This is a genomic window from Pseudovibrio axinellae (assembly GCF_900110875.1).
GTDB classification, from domain to species: Bacteria; Pseudomonadota; Alphaproteobacteria; order Rhizobiales; family Stappiaceae; genus Pseudovibrio; species Pseudovibrio axinellae.
Genome location: NZ_FOFM01000006.1, coordinates 251,577 through 265,816, shown reverse-complemented (window position 1 = coordinate 265,816; position 14,240 = coordinate 251,577). Strand labels below are relative to the sequence as shown.

The following is a 14,240-nucleotide window of genomic DNA, read 5'->3' as shown; positions in this document are numbered from 1 at the left end:
AGTGATTTAAGGCGATGGGCAGCGGTCATAAATTAAGTCGGTAGACAATTGTACCCATAGGATAAGACCAGGTCCGTTGACAGGTAATTAAATTAATTGTCATTAATAGCAGTGACAACTTAAAGTGGAATGTTATTTTTTAATTAAGTACTGGTCTCATTATGAAATATACACGTACTCTTGCATTAGGCTTGATCTTGCTGCTCGCTGGTTGTCAAACGGTGACTGTTCAAGAAGTGCAGTTTGACAAGAAGCCGACATCCGCGCATAAAAAATTACTGATTGATGCAGTAGTAGACAACTTTTACGATCCGTACAGCATTCGAGATGCTGAGCTTTCTAATCAATTAAATTTTTCTAATGAGAGTATTGGTTACTGTGGGCGTCTAAACGCTAAAAATGCGTTCGGAGGCTATTCAGGGCGAAAATATGTTCGAGTGGTCATAAAGGGTGACCTCATCACGCATTATCGACCAAATAGTATTTGGTGCAAGGCGAACCAAAGTCAGGTTAAGTGGAATAGATTTCCCGAACTTGAGAGGCTTTAGCCGCAGGTTCGAGGGGCCATTATTGGCTAGAGGGCGTTCGTTGAGCGCCCTTCACGCATTGTGGTGATATATTAGATGCCATCTCCTATTGAGATTGATTGGATTTTGGACGCTGCTAAGGGTGTGCTTAGCGAAAATGCGGATCAGGAGTTTTATAAACCACTGTCATATAACAGGATCCAACATAGTATTGTGCTGCTTAGTTGGTAGTGATGGTCGACCTTGCATTGTGCCTTAGGCAATGGAAGGGGTGGCGTCAGAATTGTTCTATTCCTTGTTAAGCTATTGCGCAGAATTCGGAGATTGGTGAGGCTTGCATAAGTGCAGGGGAGGTAATGCCAAAAGAAAGCGCTCTGGGAGCTGAAACAAAAAAGACACCTTTCGGTGCCTTGTCGTCTCAATCTTCTTTTGAAGAGAGATGGTAGCGAGGGAGGGACTTGAACCCCCGACACGCGGATTATGATTCCGCTGCTCTAACCAACTGAGCTACCCCGCCATCCGGTGCGCTATGTTGCGGTGTGACCGCTGCGCTGTGAGAAGGGGGTATAAGGGTCTTGCTCCGTGCCGTCAAGCTTTCTCATTCAAGTTTTGTGGAAATGTCGAGCCTTGTGAAAAACTGCGTGAAAACCAAGGGTTAATACAAGGTTGGACATGTGATTTTTGGTTTATCACTGAGGGATGATGTGGAAACAAACTCAGTTTTTTAGAGAGGGTTTAATGGGAGAGGGGTGTTCATGAAAAAGGGTCTTGTAGTGGGTTGAGGCTGGCGTTCTTTGCTCAGAGCTGATACGGGGACTTTGAGGATAAAAAAAGCCCCGCAAGGCCAATCGGATTTGCGGGGCTTCGTGATGTGTAATAGGGGGTCAGCTTGCAGGGAAACCTGCAGCCTCCCAGCTTTTACCAAGAAGTGCTTTAAGGGCAGCCTCAGGGCCTTCTTGTTTTTCTGCACGCTGGATCCAGCCGCCACCCAGAACTCGAGCTTCCTGGCCTTCTTTATCGAAGAATACACAGGCCTGGCCGGGAGCCACACCCATTTCGCCGGCGACGAGCTCTACAAGTATGTTCTCTCCAACTTTTCGAAGGATAGCTTCGATTGGAGGGCGGGTTGAACGAACCTTGGCATAAACTGTCATGCCTTTTTCTGGCAGATCATCGAGTGTGCCAGAGCCGATCCAGTTGACTTCGCGCAGCAGCAGGTTGTGCGTTGTGAGGACTTCTTTAGGACCTACAATCACGCGTCGGCCATCTGCGTCGAGGTGAACAACGTAGAGCGGATCACCTGCTGAGATGCCAATGCCGCGACGCTGGCCAATTGTGTAATGAATGATGCCGTTGTGTTGACCAAGAATGCGACCATCTACGTGTACGATATCGCCGGGCTCAGCTGCATGCGGACGAAGCTTGGCAATGACATCTGTATACCGGCCCTGCGGTACAAAGCAGATGTCTTGGCTGTCATGCTTGTCGGCGATTGCCAAATCGAATTCCCGTGCGAGTTCGCGTACTTCTGGCTTTGTCATCCCGCCGAGAGGGAAACGAAGGAAGTCGAGCTGCTCCTGCGTTGTTGCAAACAGGAAGTAGCTTTGATCGCGGTCCAGATCGACAGGGCGGAACATAGCAAGCTGATTGCCTTCCATTCCTGTGCGAACGTAGTGGCCAGTTACTAAAACATCAGCACCCAGATCCTTTGCGGTTTCCAGCAGGTCCTTGAACTTGACCGTTTGATTACATGTAACGCATGGAATTGGGGTTTCCCCGTTGATATAACTGTCCGCAAAGCGTTCGATGACCTGCTCTTTAAAGCGAGATTCATAATCCAGAACGTAATGCGGGATACCGAGCTTTTCTGCTACGCGGCGGGCATCATGGATGTCCTGCCCAGCACAGCAAGCACCTTTGCGTTGGATTGCTTCGCCATGATCGTAAAGCTGCAATGTGACGCCAACGACATCATAGCCTTCGCGTTTCATCAGTCCGGCAACGACCGATGAATCTACGCCGCCTGACATGGCAACAACCACCCGCGTGTCTTCCGGGCGGCCGGGCAGGCCAAGACTGTTTAGCATTCCAAATACCTCATCCTGTGGGTGCGTTTCATTTGAGAGCCTTATTTATAATAGCACGAGCTGATTTCAAGCTTTGGAGGTGTTGAAGTCCGTAGTGAAGATTGCTCGCTTTTATCTGCTTGTGTTTGCTGCGCTCTGGCGGTGGCTTAGCGCAGGCTCTCATTTTAAACGCTTCGCTTGCACGCGTGCATACGTTTTGAGCGTGTTTCTTAGCGGGAATATACCTAAAACTCGACGGAAGGCCAATCTTTTTGATTGGAAACATTTTCTGAGTGGGCATTTGTTGCCGGGCAAGGGGCAATAAGTGTTCTAGATCGCCCTCGTTTGTGAATGGGCTACTGTTTTATCCTACTGAAAATCAACCATTATTCGAAAAAACAAAACTGGCCTGCAATTTGCATATCTACGCGCAATATGTCCTCGTCACCGGTTACGGTGGGGAGCGTTGCGTAGTTTGAGGAATATATGTCGCAATCTGCTTTGCTGGGTTTAAACGGACTCTTTCAGCCACAAGCACCTTCTGGGCCGGTCATTGGGCAAGGTGGGAGTGTGCGGTCTGGCGAGCGATTGTCTGGAGAAGATGCGGGGTCTTTCTCCGGTCTTCTTGCTAAAGCTTCAGAAGGGGATGGAGCGGCGGCAACTGCGGTCGATCTTTTTTCAGGAGCGCTGAAGACGGGTGTTGATCGCTCTGTATTAAAGGTCAAAGAGGAACATGGAGAGAGCGCATTTGTCGGTATTGAGCCGCTTGCGCCACAGTCAGATGCTTCTGTTTCACCTTTGGGTGCAAGTGCTCCGAGTTTGGTTGTTAGACTTCAGGAAGCAGGAGAGGTGCCGATCGCTGTTACCGGTAATGTAGATAGCGCTCCAGACCTGGTTGGTGACAAGCCTCCCTTTATTCCATTCCCGCAAAACGCTTTGCAGCAGCCGAGTGGTGTTGAAATGGACGGGGAGCAGAATGGTCCTCTTACTACAATGGGAAACTCTGGGGCGCAGGTCGTCAGTGGTTCACAGCAAACCGGCAATGGGCAAATCTTGCCTCAAGCAAATGATGACGCTGCTCTGGTTCCTGCCGATGTGGTGCCTCAAGAAATGCCAGCGCCCCCAAAGGTAACGCGCGCTGAGGCAGAAAATGTCGGGCTTACGGAAACGCGCAAAGGTCCTGATCTGGTTCGCTCTCAACCTTCGTTGCCTGAGCCTGCTAAGCATATAGCTTCCGAGACTGTGAAAACCGGAGCGGAGCGGGGTGGTGAGTTGAAAGAGGCCGGTGTGGTCCAACAGGCACCGGCAGGTGTTGAAGGGATGGCGAGGTCGGACGCGGCTTCTGAAAGTCGCCCTTCGACAGTTGCCAGGTCTGAACCTGTTGCAGGTACTGCGGCACCTCACCTTGCGAAAAGGGGAAATGTTGTTGAGTTGGCTACGGCGCCAGAGGTAAAGAGCGTTACGGCCAATGTTGAGCCAGCTTCCTCCAAACCTGAGACCACTCAAAATGGCGTTCATGTAAATTTTGGAGGTCCTGAGCGGCCAACACCGCCAGCGGCGGAAGGTGCAGACGTTGTTAAGCCAGCAAGTGATGCGCAACCTAGCAAGACAGATACTAGTTTTGTTGGAAGTCAGCAACGCGTTTTGCCCGCTGCATCTGTTGCAGATGACGACGATATCATCTTTCCCAATGTGATTGCAAAACCTGCAACTTCAGCTTTTGAGCCTCTTCAGGCAGGCGCGTCTGTTGGGGGCGTTACAACTGAGACGCAAAAAGCACAGACAGTTGTACATATTGCAGAGCAGGTTAGCCGGACAACACCAGCTTCTATCGGCACTCCTTCATTGAACAGTAAGGACCGGGTGGCTGGAGCTACTCCTCAAAGTCCAATGGCTGCGGAGAGCAGACTTGAGCTTGGTGAAGCGATTGAGGTGGATGACCAGACCTTTGTGAATAAGGGAGCCGAGCAAACCGCGCCATCAACGCGCAAGGCAGCAGGGACACCTGCTGTAACGGTGGACGTCAAGGTGCCTCAAACCCAAGAGCAAGCGGGTTCAACTGCAGCAGTTGGTTGGGGGCTTGCCGCTGGGTTGCAAGGAGGAGATGCGACGGAGTTTGACTTAGAAAACTCTGAGGCGGTTGTCTCTTCGACAGTACGTACTGATGCTGCATCTCGCGCTATTACATCTCTTCCAACCTCAACGCTCAGAAACGTTGCGAACTCTGTTTGGCCCGAGATTGCTCGGCAAGCGAGTGGCGGTGTGAACCGCTTTGAGATCCGTTTGGATCCGAGGGAGCTGGGTGGTGTTGATGTGTCGCTTGAGTTTAGCAAGGACGGTCGGCTGCGGGCACATTTAGTCGTTGAGAGACCTGAAACGCTTGAGTTGTTGCAAAAGGATCAGCGTGGACTCGAAAAAGCGCTTCAGGAAGCAGGTGTTGAGAGCGAAAAAAGTTCTCTTCAGTTTTCCCTTCGCCAAGAGGGGGGCGGGTCTCAGAATCAATTTGCTGACCAGAATAGTGACCAGCAGCAAGCCATGGGACGTGCAGACATGGCGTCTGATGAGGCGTTGCTAGCTGAGGCAGCTGTTGCTTCTCATAATAAGTTTAATGGTTCTTCCCCTGCTGACGGGTTGGATATTTTGGTTTGATGCTGCCTACGAGGTAAGTGAAAATGACGACAATTAATTCTCTGACTCCTGAGGCCAGCACTTCTGGAGCCTCCGAGCAAGCAAATATCAATGCCAACTTTGATCTCTTCATTTCGTTGCTCACCACGCAGGTGCAGAATCAGGATCCGCTGGAGCCTCTTGATTCGTCGGAATATACGAATCAATTGGTTCAGTACTCTATGGTTGAGCAGCAAATTGCTACCACAGAAAAACTGGAGGAACAGCTGACCCAGCTTAAGACGCAAAGTGCGAGTCAGTTTGTAAACTATATTGGAAAAGAAGTGACCGCTCAGGGCGGCACTACTGAACTTAAAGATGGCCATGCATCATGGAATCTTGATGCAACATCAGAGGGTGATGCGACGATCACCATATTCAATGATGAGGGTGCCGAAATTTATCAGGAAGAGATCGTTCTTGAAAAAGGCGATAATACTTTTGAGTGGGATGGTGTGGGCTCCAGTGGCACAAATCAAGGGGATGGCGCTTATTCTATTGAGATTGTCACAAAGGACGCCAACGGCGAACCTTTTGTAGTTCAGGCTGAAATTAATGGTGTTGTGGACGGTATTGATTTCAGTACCGGAGTGGTCATTCTTCAGATGGGCGAGCTGGAAATTCCAGTCGGAGATGTGACCGGTGTTCAGGGAATTCTGTAGTAGTTAATATCCACTTATATCCACGGTTATGAATCTTACCAAAAGATTGATGGGGGCTTAGCCAAATTTTAAGCGCCTTGTTCTATTCTCATCCTCAGCTTGGTCATGGTTTGTGTGAGAGTAGAATGACCGAACATTATCGTTCACGAGTAAAGTATGTCATTGGCCCCGATGGGAGTCCTTTGACGATAGCAGATCTTCCTCCTACCTCTACAAAGCGGTGGGTTATAAGAAGAAAAGCTGAAGTGGTTGCAGCTGTACGTGGAGGCTTATTGTCTCTGGATGAAGCATGTAACAGGTACACTTTGACCGTAGAAGAGTTTCTGTCTTGGCAGAACTCGATCGACCGTCATGGTTTAGCTGGACTACGAGCTACACGGGTGCAGGACTATCGCAACTAACAGGCTTCAGGCAAATAAGGGCCGTTGCCCATACGGGTTTGAGGTTCAAAAAAAGGCCGGCTGATAAAGCCGGCCTTTTTGCATTATGAGTCATATTTTGACCGCCTTTTTCAGATTAACTATGATGTCTTAACTGCTCCGGCAAAATCTGCCGAATAGGCTATTCGAGATTCACTAGACTCTTCAAAAGCCTAGTCAACGGCCTTTCCTACGTTCCTCCACAATGCTTCTTTGTGGGTAGAGTTCCTGTTTACGGATTATTAGGGGTTTATTAACCTTTTGTTAACCCTGAAGCGGGCAATTTTTACCTACCAACAAGTCACGGGTAAATCACACCGAATTTCCATGTTGATTACTGTGTTGTTGGCGCTTTTTAAATGAGTGATTGAAAAGTACGGGGCGGCAATTGTGAACGGACTCCTTGACTTCCTGAAAGGACTTGGGCCCGCGCGTCTGGCAGCGATGGGTGCAATGGCCGTTATGCTGATCGGCCTGTTTGCTTTCATTATTGTGCGTGCGACGGCGCCTCAAATGGTGCCTCTCTTTACTGATCTCACTCTTGAAGATGCGGCTGCCATTGTCAGCCAAGTTGAAACACAGGGCGTTTCATATGAACTTGGCGTCAACGGTCGGAGCATTCTCGTGCCTGAAGAGAATGTTCACCGCTTGCGAATGAGCCTTGCAGAAACCGGTCTTCCTTCCGGCGGCGGCGTTGGTTACGAGATCTTTGATAAGACAGACACGCTCGGGGCAACGAGCTTTGTTCAAAACCTGAATCGCCTTAGGGCGCTCGAAGGTGAGCTGTCGCGCACGATCCGAAGCATTGGCCGCATTTCCTCTGCCCGTGTTCATCTCGTAATTCCTGAAAAGCAATTGTTCCAACGTGACCGGGAGCCACCGACGGCTTCTATCGCTATTAAAGTGCAAGGTTCTTTGACGAATGGCCAGATCCGCGCCATTCAGCATCTCGTGGCAACAGCTGTCGAAGGCTTGGAGCCCTCTTACGTTTCTATCGTTGATGAACGGGGTGCTTTGCTTGCGAGCGGAACTGGCGACAAGGAAGGCTTGGCTGGAGGCGGTTCACTTGACGAACGGCGTTTGACACTAGAATCTCGCCTGCGGCAACAGGTTGAAGAGATCCTGAATAACGTTGTTGGTACGGGACGTGCACGAGTGCGTGTGGCCGCGGAGATAAATTATAACCGCAAGACCGAGACGCAGGAGCTGTATGATCCTGCCGGGCAGGTTTTACGGTCTTCTCAGAGTAAAGAGGAAAATGCCTCCGCGACCAATGGTGAAGAGACTGTCTCTGTTGGGAACCAGTTGCCAAGCACAGAAGAAGTTTCGGGTACTACGGGAACTAAGGAGAACTCTAATGTTTCAGAGGAAATTCTGAACTACGAGATCTCCAAGAGCACGGTCACTGAGATTTATGAGGCTGGTGGTCTGGAGCGGCTGTCAGTGGCGGTGCTGGTTGACGGCACATATACCGTGAGCGCTGATGGAACGCATACCTATCAGGCCCGCACTGAAGGTGAGCTAGAGCAAATTGCTACTCTGGTTCGTACCGCTGTCGGCTTCAGCCAGCGCCGCGGTGACACCGTAGAAGTGGTGAACATGCGCTTTGTGGAAGCTCCGCTACAGGACTTTGGTGACAATGAGGGCGGTCTATTTGACTTCACGCGCGCTGACATCATGAAGCTTGCTGAGCTTGGCGTTCTCTTCGTGATTACAGTTCTGCTCCTCATTTTCGCAGTCATGCCTTTGATGAAGCGTATCCTTGCCAGCGAAGAGGAAAAGGGCGCGCTTACCGAGGGAGTCGTCCCAATGCTCTCAGATGGAACTGTTACTGCGAAGGAGACGTCACAGCTTGAAAGTCTCTTGGGTGAAGTGGAGACTATGCACGCTGAGATACCAACTGCAGAGTGGATTGAAGATGCGAAAAACCAGGCAGCCCTCCATCAGAGTTCTATTCAGCAAATCAGCGAGATGATTGAAGAAACTCCGAGCGAAGCCGTCAATATTGTGCGCGGCTGGCTAAACGAGGCGGCATAATATGAGTGAAGAGGTCGTCGCACAGGAGTCGAGTGAGCAGGGGCTCTCGGTTACATCGGAGATAGCTGAAAGAGAACTTGGAGGAGCAGAACGTGCAGCCGTTCTGCTTTTGGCGCTTGGGCAGGAGTACGGAAAGGCCATTTGGGACGGGCTTGACGAGATCGAAGTGCGTCAGGTTTCCAATGCAATGGCAAACCTTGGCCCTGTTACGCCGACCATGCTGGAAGAGCTCTTTGTTGACTTTCTGAAGCGCCTCTCTACGCGTGGCGCGCTGAACGGAAACGTAGATGTCACAGAGCGTTTGTTGAACTCGTTCCTGTCAGCAGACCGTGTTGCGGTTATCATGGAGGAAATTCGTGGTCCTGCAGGCCGTAACATGTGGGAAAAGCTCTCCAATGTGCAAGAGAACGTGCTTGCGAATTATCTGAAGAATGAATACCCGCAGACGATTGCTGTTGTGCTTTCAAAAATCCAGAGTGACCATGCTGCTCGTGTTCTTGCGCTTCTTAATGAAGAATTGGCGCTGGATGTGGTCAACCGCATGTTGCGCATGGAATCTATCCAAAAGGACATTCTGGATAAGGTCGAGCAGACTTTGCGCATAGAGTTTATGTCGAACCTGTCCCAGACCAGTCGGCGCGACAGCCATGAGATGATGGCTGATATCTTTAACAATTTCGATCGACAGACTGAAGGGCGTTTTCTGGCTGCGCTGGAAGAAGACAGCCGAGAATCTGCAGAGCGCATTCGTAATTTGATGTTCACCTTCGAGGATCTGTTGAAGTTAGATTCTGGTGCCTGCCAAACCTTGCTGCGCAATGTTGAGAAAGACCAGTTGGCCATGGCGCTCAAAGGTGCCTCTGAAACTGCTGTTGCATTCTTTACGGCGAACATGTCTTCACGTGCTGCAAAGATGCTGCAAGAGGACATGGAAAATATGGGCCCTGTTCGATTGCGCGAGGTGGATGAAGCGCAAAACAGTTTGGTGCTGAAAACAAAAGATCTGGCTGCTGCCGGGGAAATCAGCTTTAACAAGAAAAAAGGAGAGGACGAACTTGTCTACTAACCTTTTCTTTTATCTGCATGTTCGAGGGGCTGATTGATGGTTACAGTGATGCCTCAAGGTGCTGTGCGACAACGGTTTTTGTTTGATACCAACTCAATTGACGAAATTGAACCAGCTTCGAGTGTGGAAGAGGCTCCAGCGCCAGAGCCAATGATTTCGGTTGCTGAGCACAAAAAGCTCTTAAAGGCGGCCGAGAAAGCAGCTTTTGCGAGCGGGGAGGCGAAAGCTAAGAAGGCGCTGGGTGAGCAACACCAGGCTGCAGCGCAAAAAGAGCTGTTGGCTTTACGTGAAAGGCTGGAGGTCGCGCTTGAGGACCTTGAGACACAAATGCGTGCGCAAGAGCAAAATCTGGTTTCGATGTGTTTTTTGATTGCGCGCCGCTTGTGTAGCCACCTCATTGCACGAGAGCCGCTTGCTGAGGTTGTCGCGCTGCTTTCAGAATGCCTGACACCGCTTCGTAAGATCCCTCAGATCCTTATCGAAGTGCCAGCTGATGATACTGGCGCGCTGGAAGGCATGGTTGCAAGTCTGGTGTTGAAGAGCAGCTTTGAGGGCAAGGTGCATGTCGTTAAGTCAGACAATATGACTCGCGGCGACTGCCGAATTGAATGGCCAGACGGCGGCATAATACGCGACCGTCGTAAAACCGTTGAACAAATTGAAATGGCTATAAAATCTCATTTCGAAGCTCGTGAACGCGCGAGCAGAACTGAATGATATTTGGGCTGTTTGCCTGTGACCGTACAGGGTTGATGCCGGTACAGGATCAGAAAGGTTGAATATGAGCAGTGATGAACAGGGAATGCTGTTGGACCAACATCAAAGTACTCAGCGTACTGGTGGCCTTGGCGCAGATGGTGAGGGCGGCGTTAAAGCTGCGGCTGATCTGGAAGCTGTCTTCGACGTGCCGGTCCAACTGGCTGCTGTGCTTGGACATACAAAGATGAAAGTTTCTGATCTTCTGCATCTGGATACCGGAATTGTTATGGAGCTCGACCGAAAGGTTGGAGAGGCCATAGACGTTTACGTGAATAACAGGCTTATTGCACGCGGTGAGGTTGTGCTGGTGGAAGATAAGCTTGGCGTCACTATGACTGAAATCATCAAGGCAGATCGGTGATTAACATGGGGCGTAATGGAAAGGAACTGACATGCGGCTCTTGATCGTTGGAACGCTTGGTGGTCAGCTGACGACCGCAACCAAGATTGCGATGGAGCGTGGTGCGTCTGTTACTCATGCGCCCGGTGTTTCTCAGGCTATGAAGGTTTTACGCTCTGGGCAGGGTGCAGACTTGCTCATGGTTGATGTCAACGAAGATATCGGTCAACTGGTGGAACTCACAGAGCGCGAGCGTATCCATGTTCCTCTCGTCGCATGCGGGTTGGGAACGGATGCGCGTGCGGCTGTTTCTGCCATTCGTGCTGGTGCCAAAGAGTATATTCCTCTTCCACCCGACCCGGAGCTGATTGCAGCGGTTCTGGCAGCTGTGACTGAAGAGCGTGAAGATCTGATCTACCGTGACGCTGCAATGGCAAGCGTTATTAAGCTTGCAGAACAAGTGGCACCTTCAGATGCTTCCGTTTTGATCACAGGAGAATCCGGCTCTGGTAAGGAAGTGATCTCTCGCTTTTTACATAGCAAATCCAGCCGTGCGGATAAGCCGTTTATCTCTATCAACTGTGCTGCAATTCCAGAGCATTTGTTAGAATCTGAGCTCTTTGGTCATGAAAAAGGTGCGTTCACAGGTGCTGTTGCTCGGCGTATAGGCAAGTTTGAAGAAGCCGATGGCGGCACTTTGATGCTTGATGAAATTTCCGAGATGGATGTTCGTCTTCAGGCCAAATTACTGCGCGCAATTCAGGAGCGTGTGATTGATCGTGTTGGTGGCAGTCGACCTGTTCCGGTTGACATTCGTATTATCGCGACCTCCAACCGCGACTTGGGTGAGGAAGTGCGCAATGGCACGTTCCGTGAGGATTTGCTCTACCGGTTGAATGTGGTGAACCTGAAGCTGCCGGCACTGCGGGAGCGGCCAGCCGATATTCTGGAGCTGGCAAGTCACTTTATTGAGATCTATGCGAAAGCAAACGGCACTAAAGCGCTGCCCATTTCACAGGAAGGTCGCCAATTGCTTTTGGCTAACCCTTGGAAGGGGAACGTTCGCGAGCTGGAAAACACCATGCATCGCGCTGTTTTGCTTTCCACTGGTGTTGAAATTGATGCGGCTTCAATTCGCATGCCGGACGGATCGCCGATCACTATGGGTGCAGGTCAGCAGACGGCAGCACGCGCCGCTTATGCGGCGGAGGCGGTTTCGCGCGATATGGTTGGCCGTACGGTTGCCGATGTGGAGCGCGATTTGATTTTGGACACTCTGGACCACTGTTTGGGCAACCGAACACATGCAGCAAAGATCCTTGGTATCTCAATTCGTACCCTACGCAATAAGCTGAACCTTTACACCAAAGAGGGTGTTGAGGTGGCGGGGCCGGGCGATGTACGCGCCGGCTCGGCTGAAGCATAAACGGTTAGGGCACAAGCATGTCTGAAGAGGCAAATACACAAGCGGCAAAAGGGGGAGGCGAAAGTGCTCCTTCTGCTGCTGGCGTGCCCGGATTAGGTGTTGTTGGTCAGTCTGCGTTCCTAAAGGACCTTTGGGGTGCAATAAAGCAGGGCGACCTTGGGCTTGCAATTGGTGTGATGGTCATCCTTGTGATGCTCATTGTACCCATGCCTGCAATGCTGCTGGATATGTTTCTTGCTGTCTCGATCATCTTCTCTGTGATGATCCTGATGGTGGGCCTTTTCATTCAAAAGCCATTGGAGTTTTCTGCGTTTCCAACAGTGTTGCTGATTGCAACCATGTTACGGCTGGCGCTTAATATGGCGTCTACTCGTTTGATTTTGTCGCATGGGCATGAAGGAGCTGATGCTGCTGGCAATGTGATTGCAGCCTTTGGCAGCTTTGTTATGGGCGGCAATTTCGTTATCGGAATTATCGTCTTTGCAATTCTTGTGATCGTGAATTTTGTTGTTATTACAAAGGGTTCTGGCCGTATTGCTGAGGTTTCAGCACGATTTACGCTTGATGCGATGCCCGGTAAGCAGATGGCTATTGATGCGGACCTGGGCGCAGGTCTGATTGACGAGGAAACAGCGCGGACCCGCCGTAAGGAGCTGGAGTCGGAATCCACCTTCTTTGGGTCCATGGACGGTGCTTCCAAATTTGTGCGCGGTGATGCTATTGCCGGCCTGATGATTACCTTCATCAATGTTATTGGTGGCATCGTCATCGGCGTGATGCAACAAAATCTGACGTTTGCACAAGCGGCTGAGAACTATACACTTCTGACGATTGGTGACGGTCTGGTCTCTCAGATCCCGGCACTTATTGTGTCTACTGCTGCGGGCCTTCTTGTTTCAAAAGCGGGTGTTGAAGGAGCTGCTGATAAAGCGCTTGTCACTCAGTTTACAGGCTACCCTAAAGCCCTTGGCATGTCGGCGTTTGTGATGGTTGTGCTGTCGTTCCTGCCAGGTATGCCAATGCTACCGTTTCTTGCACTTGCAGGTGGTGCTGGCTATCTGGCGCGCCAAGCAAGCAAACGTAAAAGCGTAGAAAAAGCTGAGGAAGTTGCAGCGAAAATAGAAGCGGAAGCACCTGAGGAACCGAAGGAAGCGCCAATTGCCGATAGCCTGAAAATGGATGTGCTTCGTATTGAATTAGGCTACGCGCTGCTGCCAATTATTAACGGGCGCAATAAGCAAGAAACAGATCAGGTTAGCGAGCAGATCAAAGCGCTGCGTCGTCAGATAGCGACTGACATGGGCGTTATCATGCCCTCGGTCCGTATCCTTGATAATATTCAGCTGGGTGCGAACGAATACATGATCAAGGTGAAGGAGCTGGATGCTGGCGGAGGCACGCTGTTCCCGAGCCAATTTATGGTAATGGACCCTGCTGGCGGGCAGGTTCGTTTGCCAGGCACGCACACGACAGAGCCAACATTTGGCTTGCCTGCAACCTGGGTTGAAGCGCAGTATCGTGAGGAGGCCAATCTCCTTGGGTATACGGTGGTTGATCCAGCGACTGTGATTTCTACGCACCTTACAGAGATGATTAAATCCCATATCTCCGAGCTTTTGACATATGCAGACGTGCAGGTTCTGTTGAAAAAGCTGGATGATGAGCAGTCCAAACTGGTGGAAGATATTGTTCCAGCCCAGATTTCGATCTCTGGTATTCAACGGGTACTGCAGGCTCTTCTTGAGGAGCGTATTTCTATTCGTGACTTGGGAACCATTTTGGAAGGAATTGCAGAGGCGATTGGATCGACACGGAATCCAAGCAGTATTGCTGAGCATGTTCGCACGCGTCTGGCACGTCAGATATGTGCTGCCAATCAGGCGCCAGGTGGGTATTTGCCTTTGATCAGCCTGAGCCCGCAATGGGAGTCTGCGTTCCTTGAGAGTATTATCGGTGACGGAGATGACCGTCAGCTGGCAATGGCGCCTTCAAAACTTCAGGAGTTTGTGGGTCTGGTTCGCAATGCGTTTGATGCCGCAGCAAACCAAGGTGAAGTTCCTGTGTTGTTGTGCTCTGCTCAGTCGCGTCCGTTCGTGCGCTCAATTGTTGAGCGGTTCAGGGCGCACACATTTGTTATGAGCCAAAATGAAGTTCACCCTCGCGCCCGGTTGAAAACTGTGGTGACTATATAAAACCATATTGGCAGATAAGCTCACTTGTCCAGCATGCGCTCGTTGGCTATCAAGATAAGACCTTTATTGCAGGTGGATA

At 50.6% G+C, this 14,240-nt stretch carries 11 protein-coding genes and 1 tRNA gene; 10 read left to right on the top strand and 2 right to left on the bottom strand.

What is annotated here, in order from left to right; translation table 11 throughout:
• The first annotated feature begins 161 nt into the window (after nt 1-161).
• Complete coding sequence (locus BMZ51_RS14920) at nt 162-548, top strand: hypothetical protein (RefSeq protein ID WP_068006762.1); 387 nt, start codon at nt 162-164, stop codon at nt 546-548.
• Nucleotides 549-967: 419 nt separating this feature from the next.
• Here BMZ51_RS14920 and BMZ51_RS14915 read toward each other — a convergent pair.
• Both BMZ51_RS14915 and mnmA read right to left on the bottom strand, forming a co-directional pair.
• Nucleotides 968-1,044 (bottom strand) — tRNA-Met (locus tag BMZ51_RS14915).
• A gap of 367 nt (nt 1,045-1,411) precedes the next feature.
• Nucleotides 1,412-2,614 carry a tRNA 2-thiouridine(34) synthase MnmA gene (gene mnmA / locus BMZ51_RS14910; RefSeq protein WP_068006764.1) on the bottom strand — a complete coding sequence of 401 codons (1,203 nt, stop codon included), beginning with the start codon at nt 2,612-2,614 and terminating at the stop codon, nt 1,412-1,414.
• A gap of 465 nt (nt 2,615-3,079) precedes the next feature.
• Here mnmA and BMZ51_RS14900 point away from each other — a divergent pair, with 465 nt between their 5' ends.
• The 9 genes from BMZ51_RS14900 to flhA all read left to right on the top strand — a co-directional run bounded on the left by BMZ51_RS14900 (nt 3,080) and on the right by flhA (nt 14,161).
• Nucleotides 3,080-5,242 (top strand): flagellar hook-length control protein FliK, encoded by a 2,163-nt coding sequence (locus BMZ51_RS14900; protein WP_068006768.1) that lies wholly within the window; start codon nt 3,080-3,082, stop codon nt 5,240-5,242.
• Between the two features lie 23 nt (nt 5,243-5,265).
• Nucleotides 5,266-5,922: a flagellar hook assembly protein FlgD gene (locus tag BMZ51_RS14895; RefSeq protein WP_068006770.1), complete on the top strand. Its 657-nt coding sequence runs from the start codon at nt 5,266-5,268 to the stop codon at nt 5,920-5,922.
• Nucleotides 5,923-6,047: 125 nt separating this feature from the next.
• Entirely contained in the window at nt 6,048-6,323 is a 276-nt protein-coding gene (gene sciP, locus BMZ51_RS14890) for a CtrA inhibitor SciP (RefSeq protein ID WP_074882120.1), read from the top strand.
• A gap of 462 nt (nt 6,324-6,785) precedes the next feature.
• On the top strand, nt 6,786-8,378 hold the full coding sequence (fliF, locus tag BMZ51_RS14885; protein WP_068006866.1) for a flagellar basal-body MS-ring/collar protein FliF: 1,593 nt from the start codon (nt 6,786-6,788) through the stop codon (nt 8,376-8,378).
• Between the two features lies 1 nt (nt 8,379).
• Nucleotides 8,380-9,444 carry a flagellar motor switch protein FliG gene (locus BMZ51_RS14880; protein WP_068006772.1) on the top strand — a complete coding sequence of 355 codons (1,065 nt, stop codon included), beginning with the start codon at nt 8,380-8,382 and terminating at the stop codon, nt 9,442-9,444.
• A gap of 36 nt (nt 9,445-9,480) precedes the next feature.
• Nucleotides 9,481-10,161: a FliH/SctL family protein gene (locus BMZ51_RS14875; RefSeq protein WP_068006773.1), complete on the top strand. Its 681-nt coding sequence runs from the start codon at nt 9,481-9,483 to the stop codon at nt 10,159-10,161.
• Between the two features lie 64 nt (nt 10,162-10,225).
• Nucleotides 10,226-10,564 carry a flagellar motor switch protein FliN gene (gene fliN, locus BMZ51_RS14870; protein WP_068006774.1) on the top strand — a complete coding sequence of 113 codons (339 nt, stop codon included), beginning with the start codon at nt 10,226-10,228 and terminating at the stop codon, nt 10,562-10,564.
• A 31-nt stretch (nt 10,565-10,595) separates the two neighbouring features.
• The gene (gene flbD / locus BMZ51_RS14865; RefSeq protein WP_068006775.1) at nt 10,596-11,969 is read left to right on the top strand and encodes a sigma-54-dependent transcriptional regulator FlbD; all 1,374 of its coding nucleotides are present in this window, start codon (nt 10,596-10,598) and stop codon (nt 11,967-11,969) included.
• Between the two features lie 17 nt (nt 11,970-11,986).
• Nucleotides 11,987-14,161, top strand: a complete 2,175-nt coding sequence (gene flhA / locus BMZ51_RS14860; protein WP_068006776.1) for a flagellar biosynthesis protein FlhA — start codon at nt 11,987-11,989, stop codon at nt 14,159-14,161.
• Nucleotides 14,162-14,240: the final 79 nt, after the last annotated feature.

Excerpts from the sequence above, each read along its gene's own strand:
- BMZ51_RS14880 (WP_068006772.1), top strand. The coding sequence starts at position 8,380 with ATGAGTGAAGAGGTCGTCGCACAGGAGTCGAGTGAGCAGGGGCTCTCG.
- flhA (WP_068006776.1), top strand. The coding sequence starts at position 11,987 with ATGTCTGAAGAGGCAAATACACAAGCGGCAAAAGGGGGAGGCGAAAGT.
- BMZ51_RS14895 (WP_068006770.1), top strand. The coding sequence starts at position 5,266 with ATGACGACAATTAATTCTCTGACTCCTGAGGCCAGCACTTCTGGAGCC.
- BMZ51_RS14920 (WP_068006762.1), top strand. The coding sequence starts at position 162 with ATGAAATATACACGTACTCTTGCATTAGGCTTGATCTTGCTGCTCGCT.
- flbD (WP_068006775.1), top strand. The coding sequence starts at position 10,596 with ATGCGGCTCTTGATCGTTGGAACGCTTGGTGGTCAGCTGACGACCGCA.
- BMZ51_RS14900 (WP_068006768.1), top strand. The coding sequence starts at position 3,080 with ATGTCGCAATCTGCTTTGCTGGGTTTAAACGGACTCTTTCAGCCACAA.
- fliN (WP_068006774.1), top strand. The coding sequence starts at position 10,226 with ATGAGCAGTGATGAACAGGGAATGCTGTTGGACCAACATCAAAGTACT.
- fliF (WP_068006866.1), top strand. The coding sequence starts at position 6,786 with ATGGGTGCAATGGCCGTTATGCTGATCGGCCTGTTTGCTTTCATTATT.
- BMZ51_RS14875 (WP_068006773.1), top strand. The coding sequence starts at position 9,481 with ATGGTTACAGTGATGCCTCAAGGTGCTGTGCGACAACGGTTTTTGTTT.
- sciP (WP_074882120.1), top strand. The coding sequence starts at position 6,048 with ATGACCGAACATTATCGTTCACGAGTAAAGTATGTCATTGGCCCCGAT.
- mnmA (WP_068006764.1), bottom strand. The coding sequence starts at position 2,614 with ATGCTAAACAGTCTTGGCCTGCCCGGCCGCCCGGAAGACACGCGGGTG.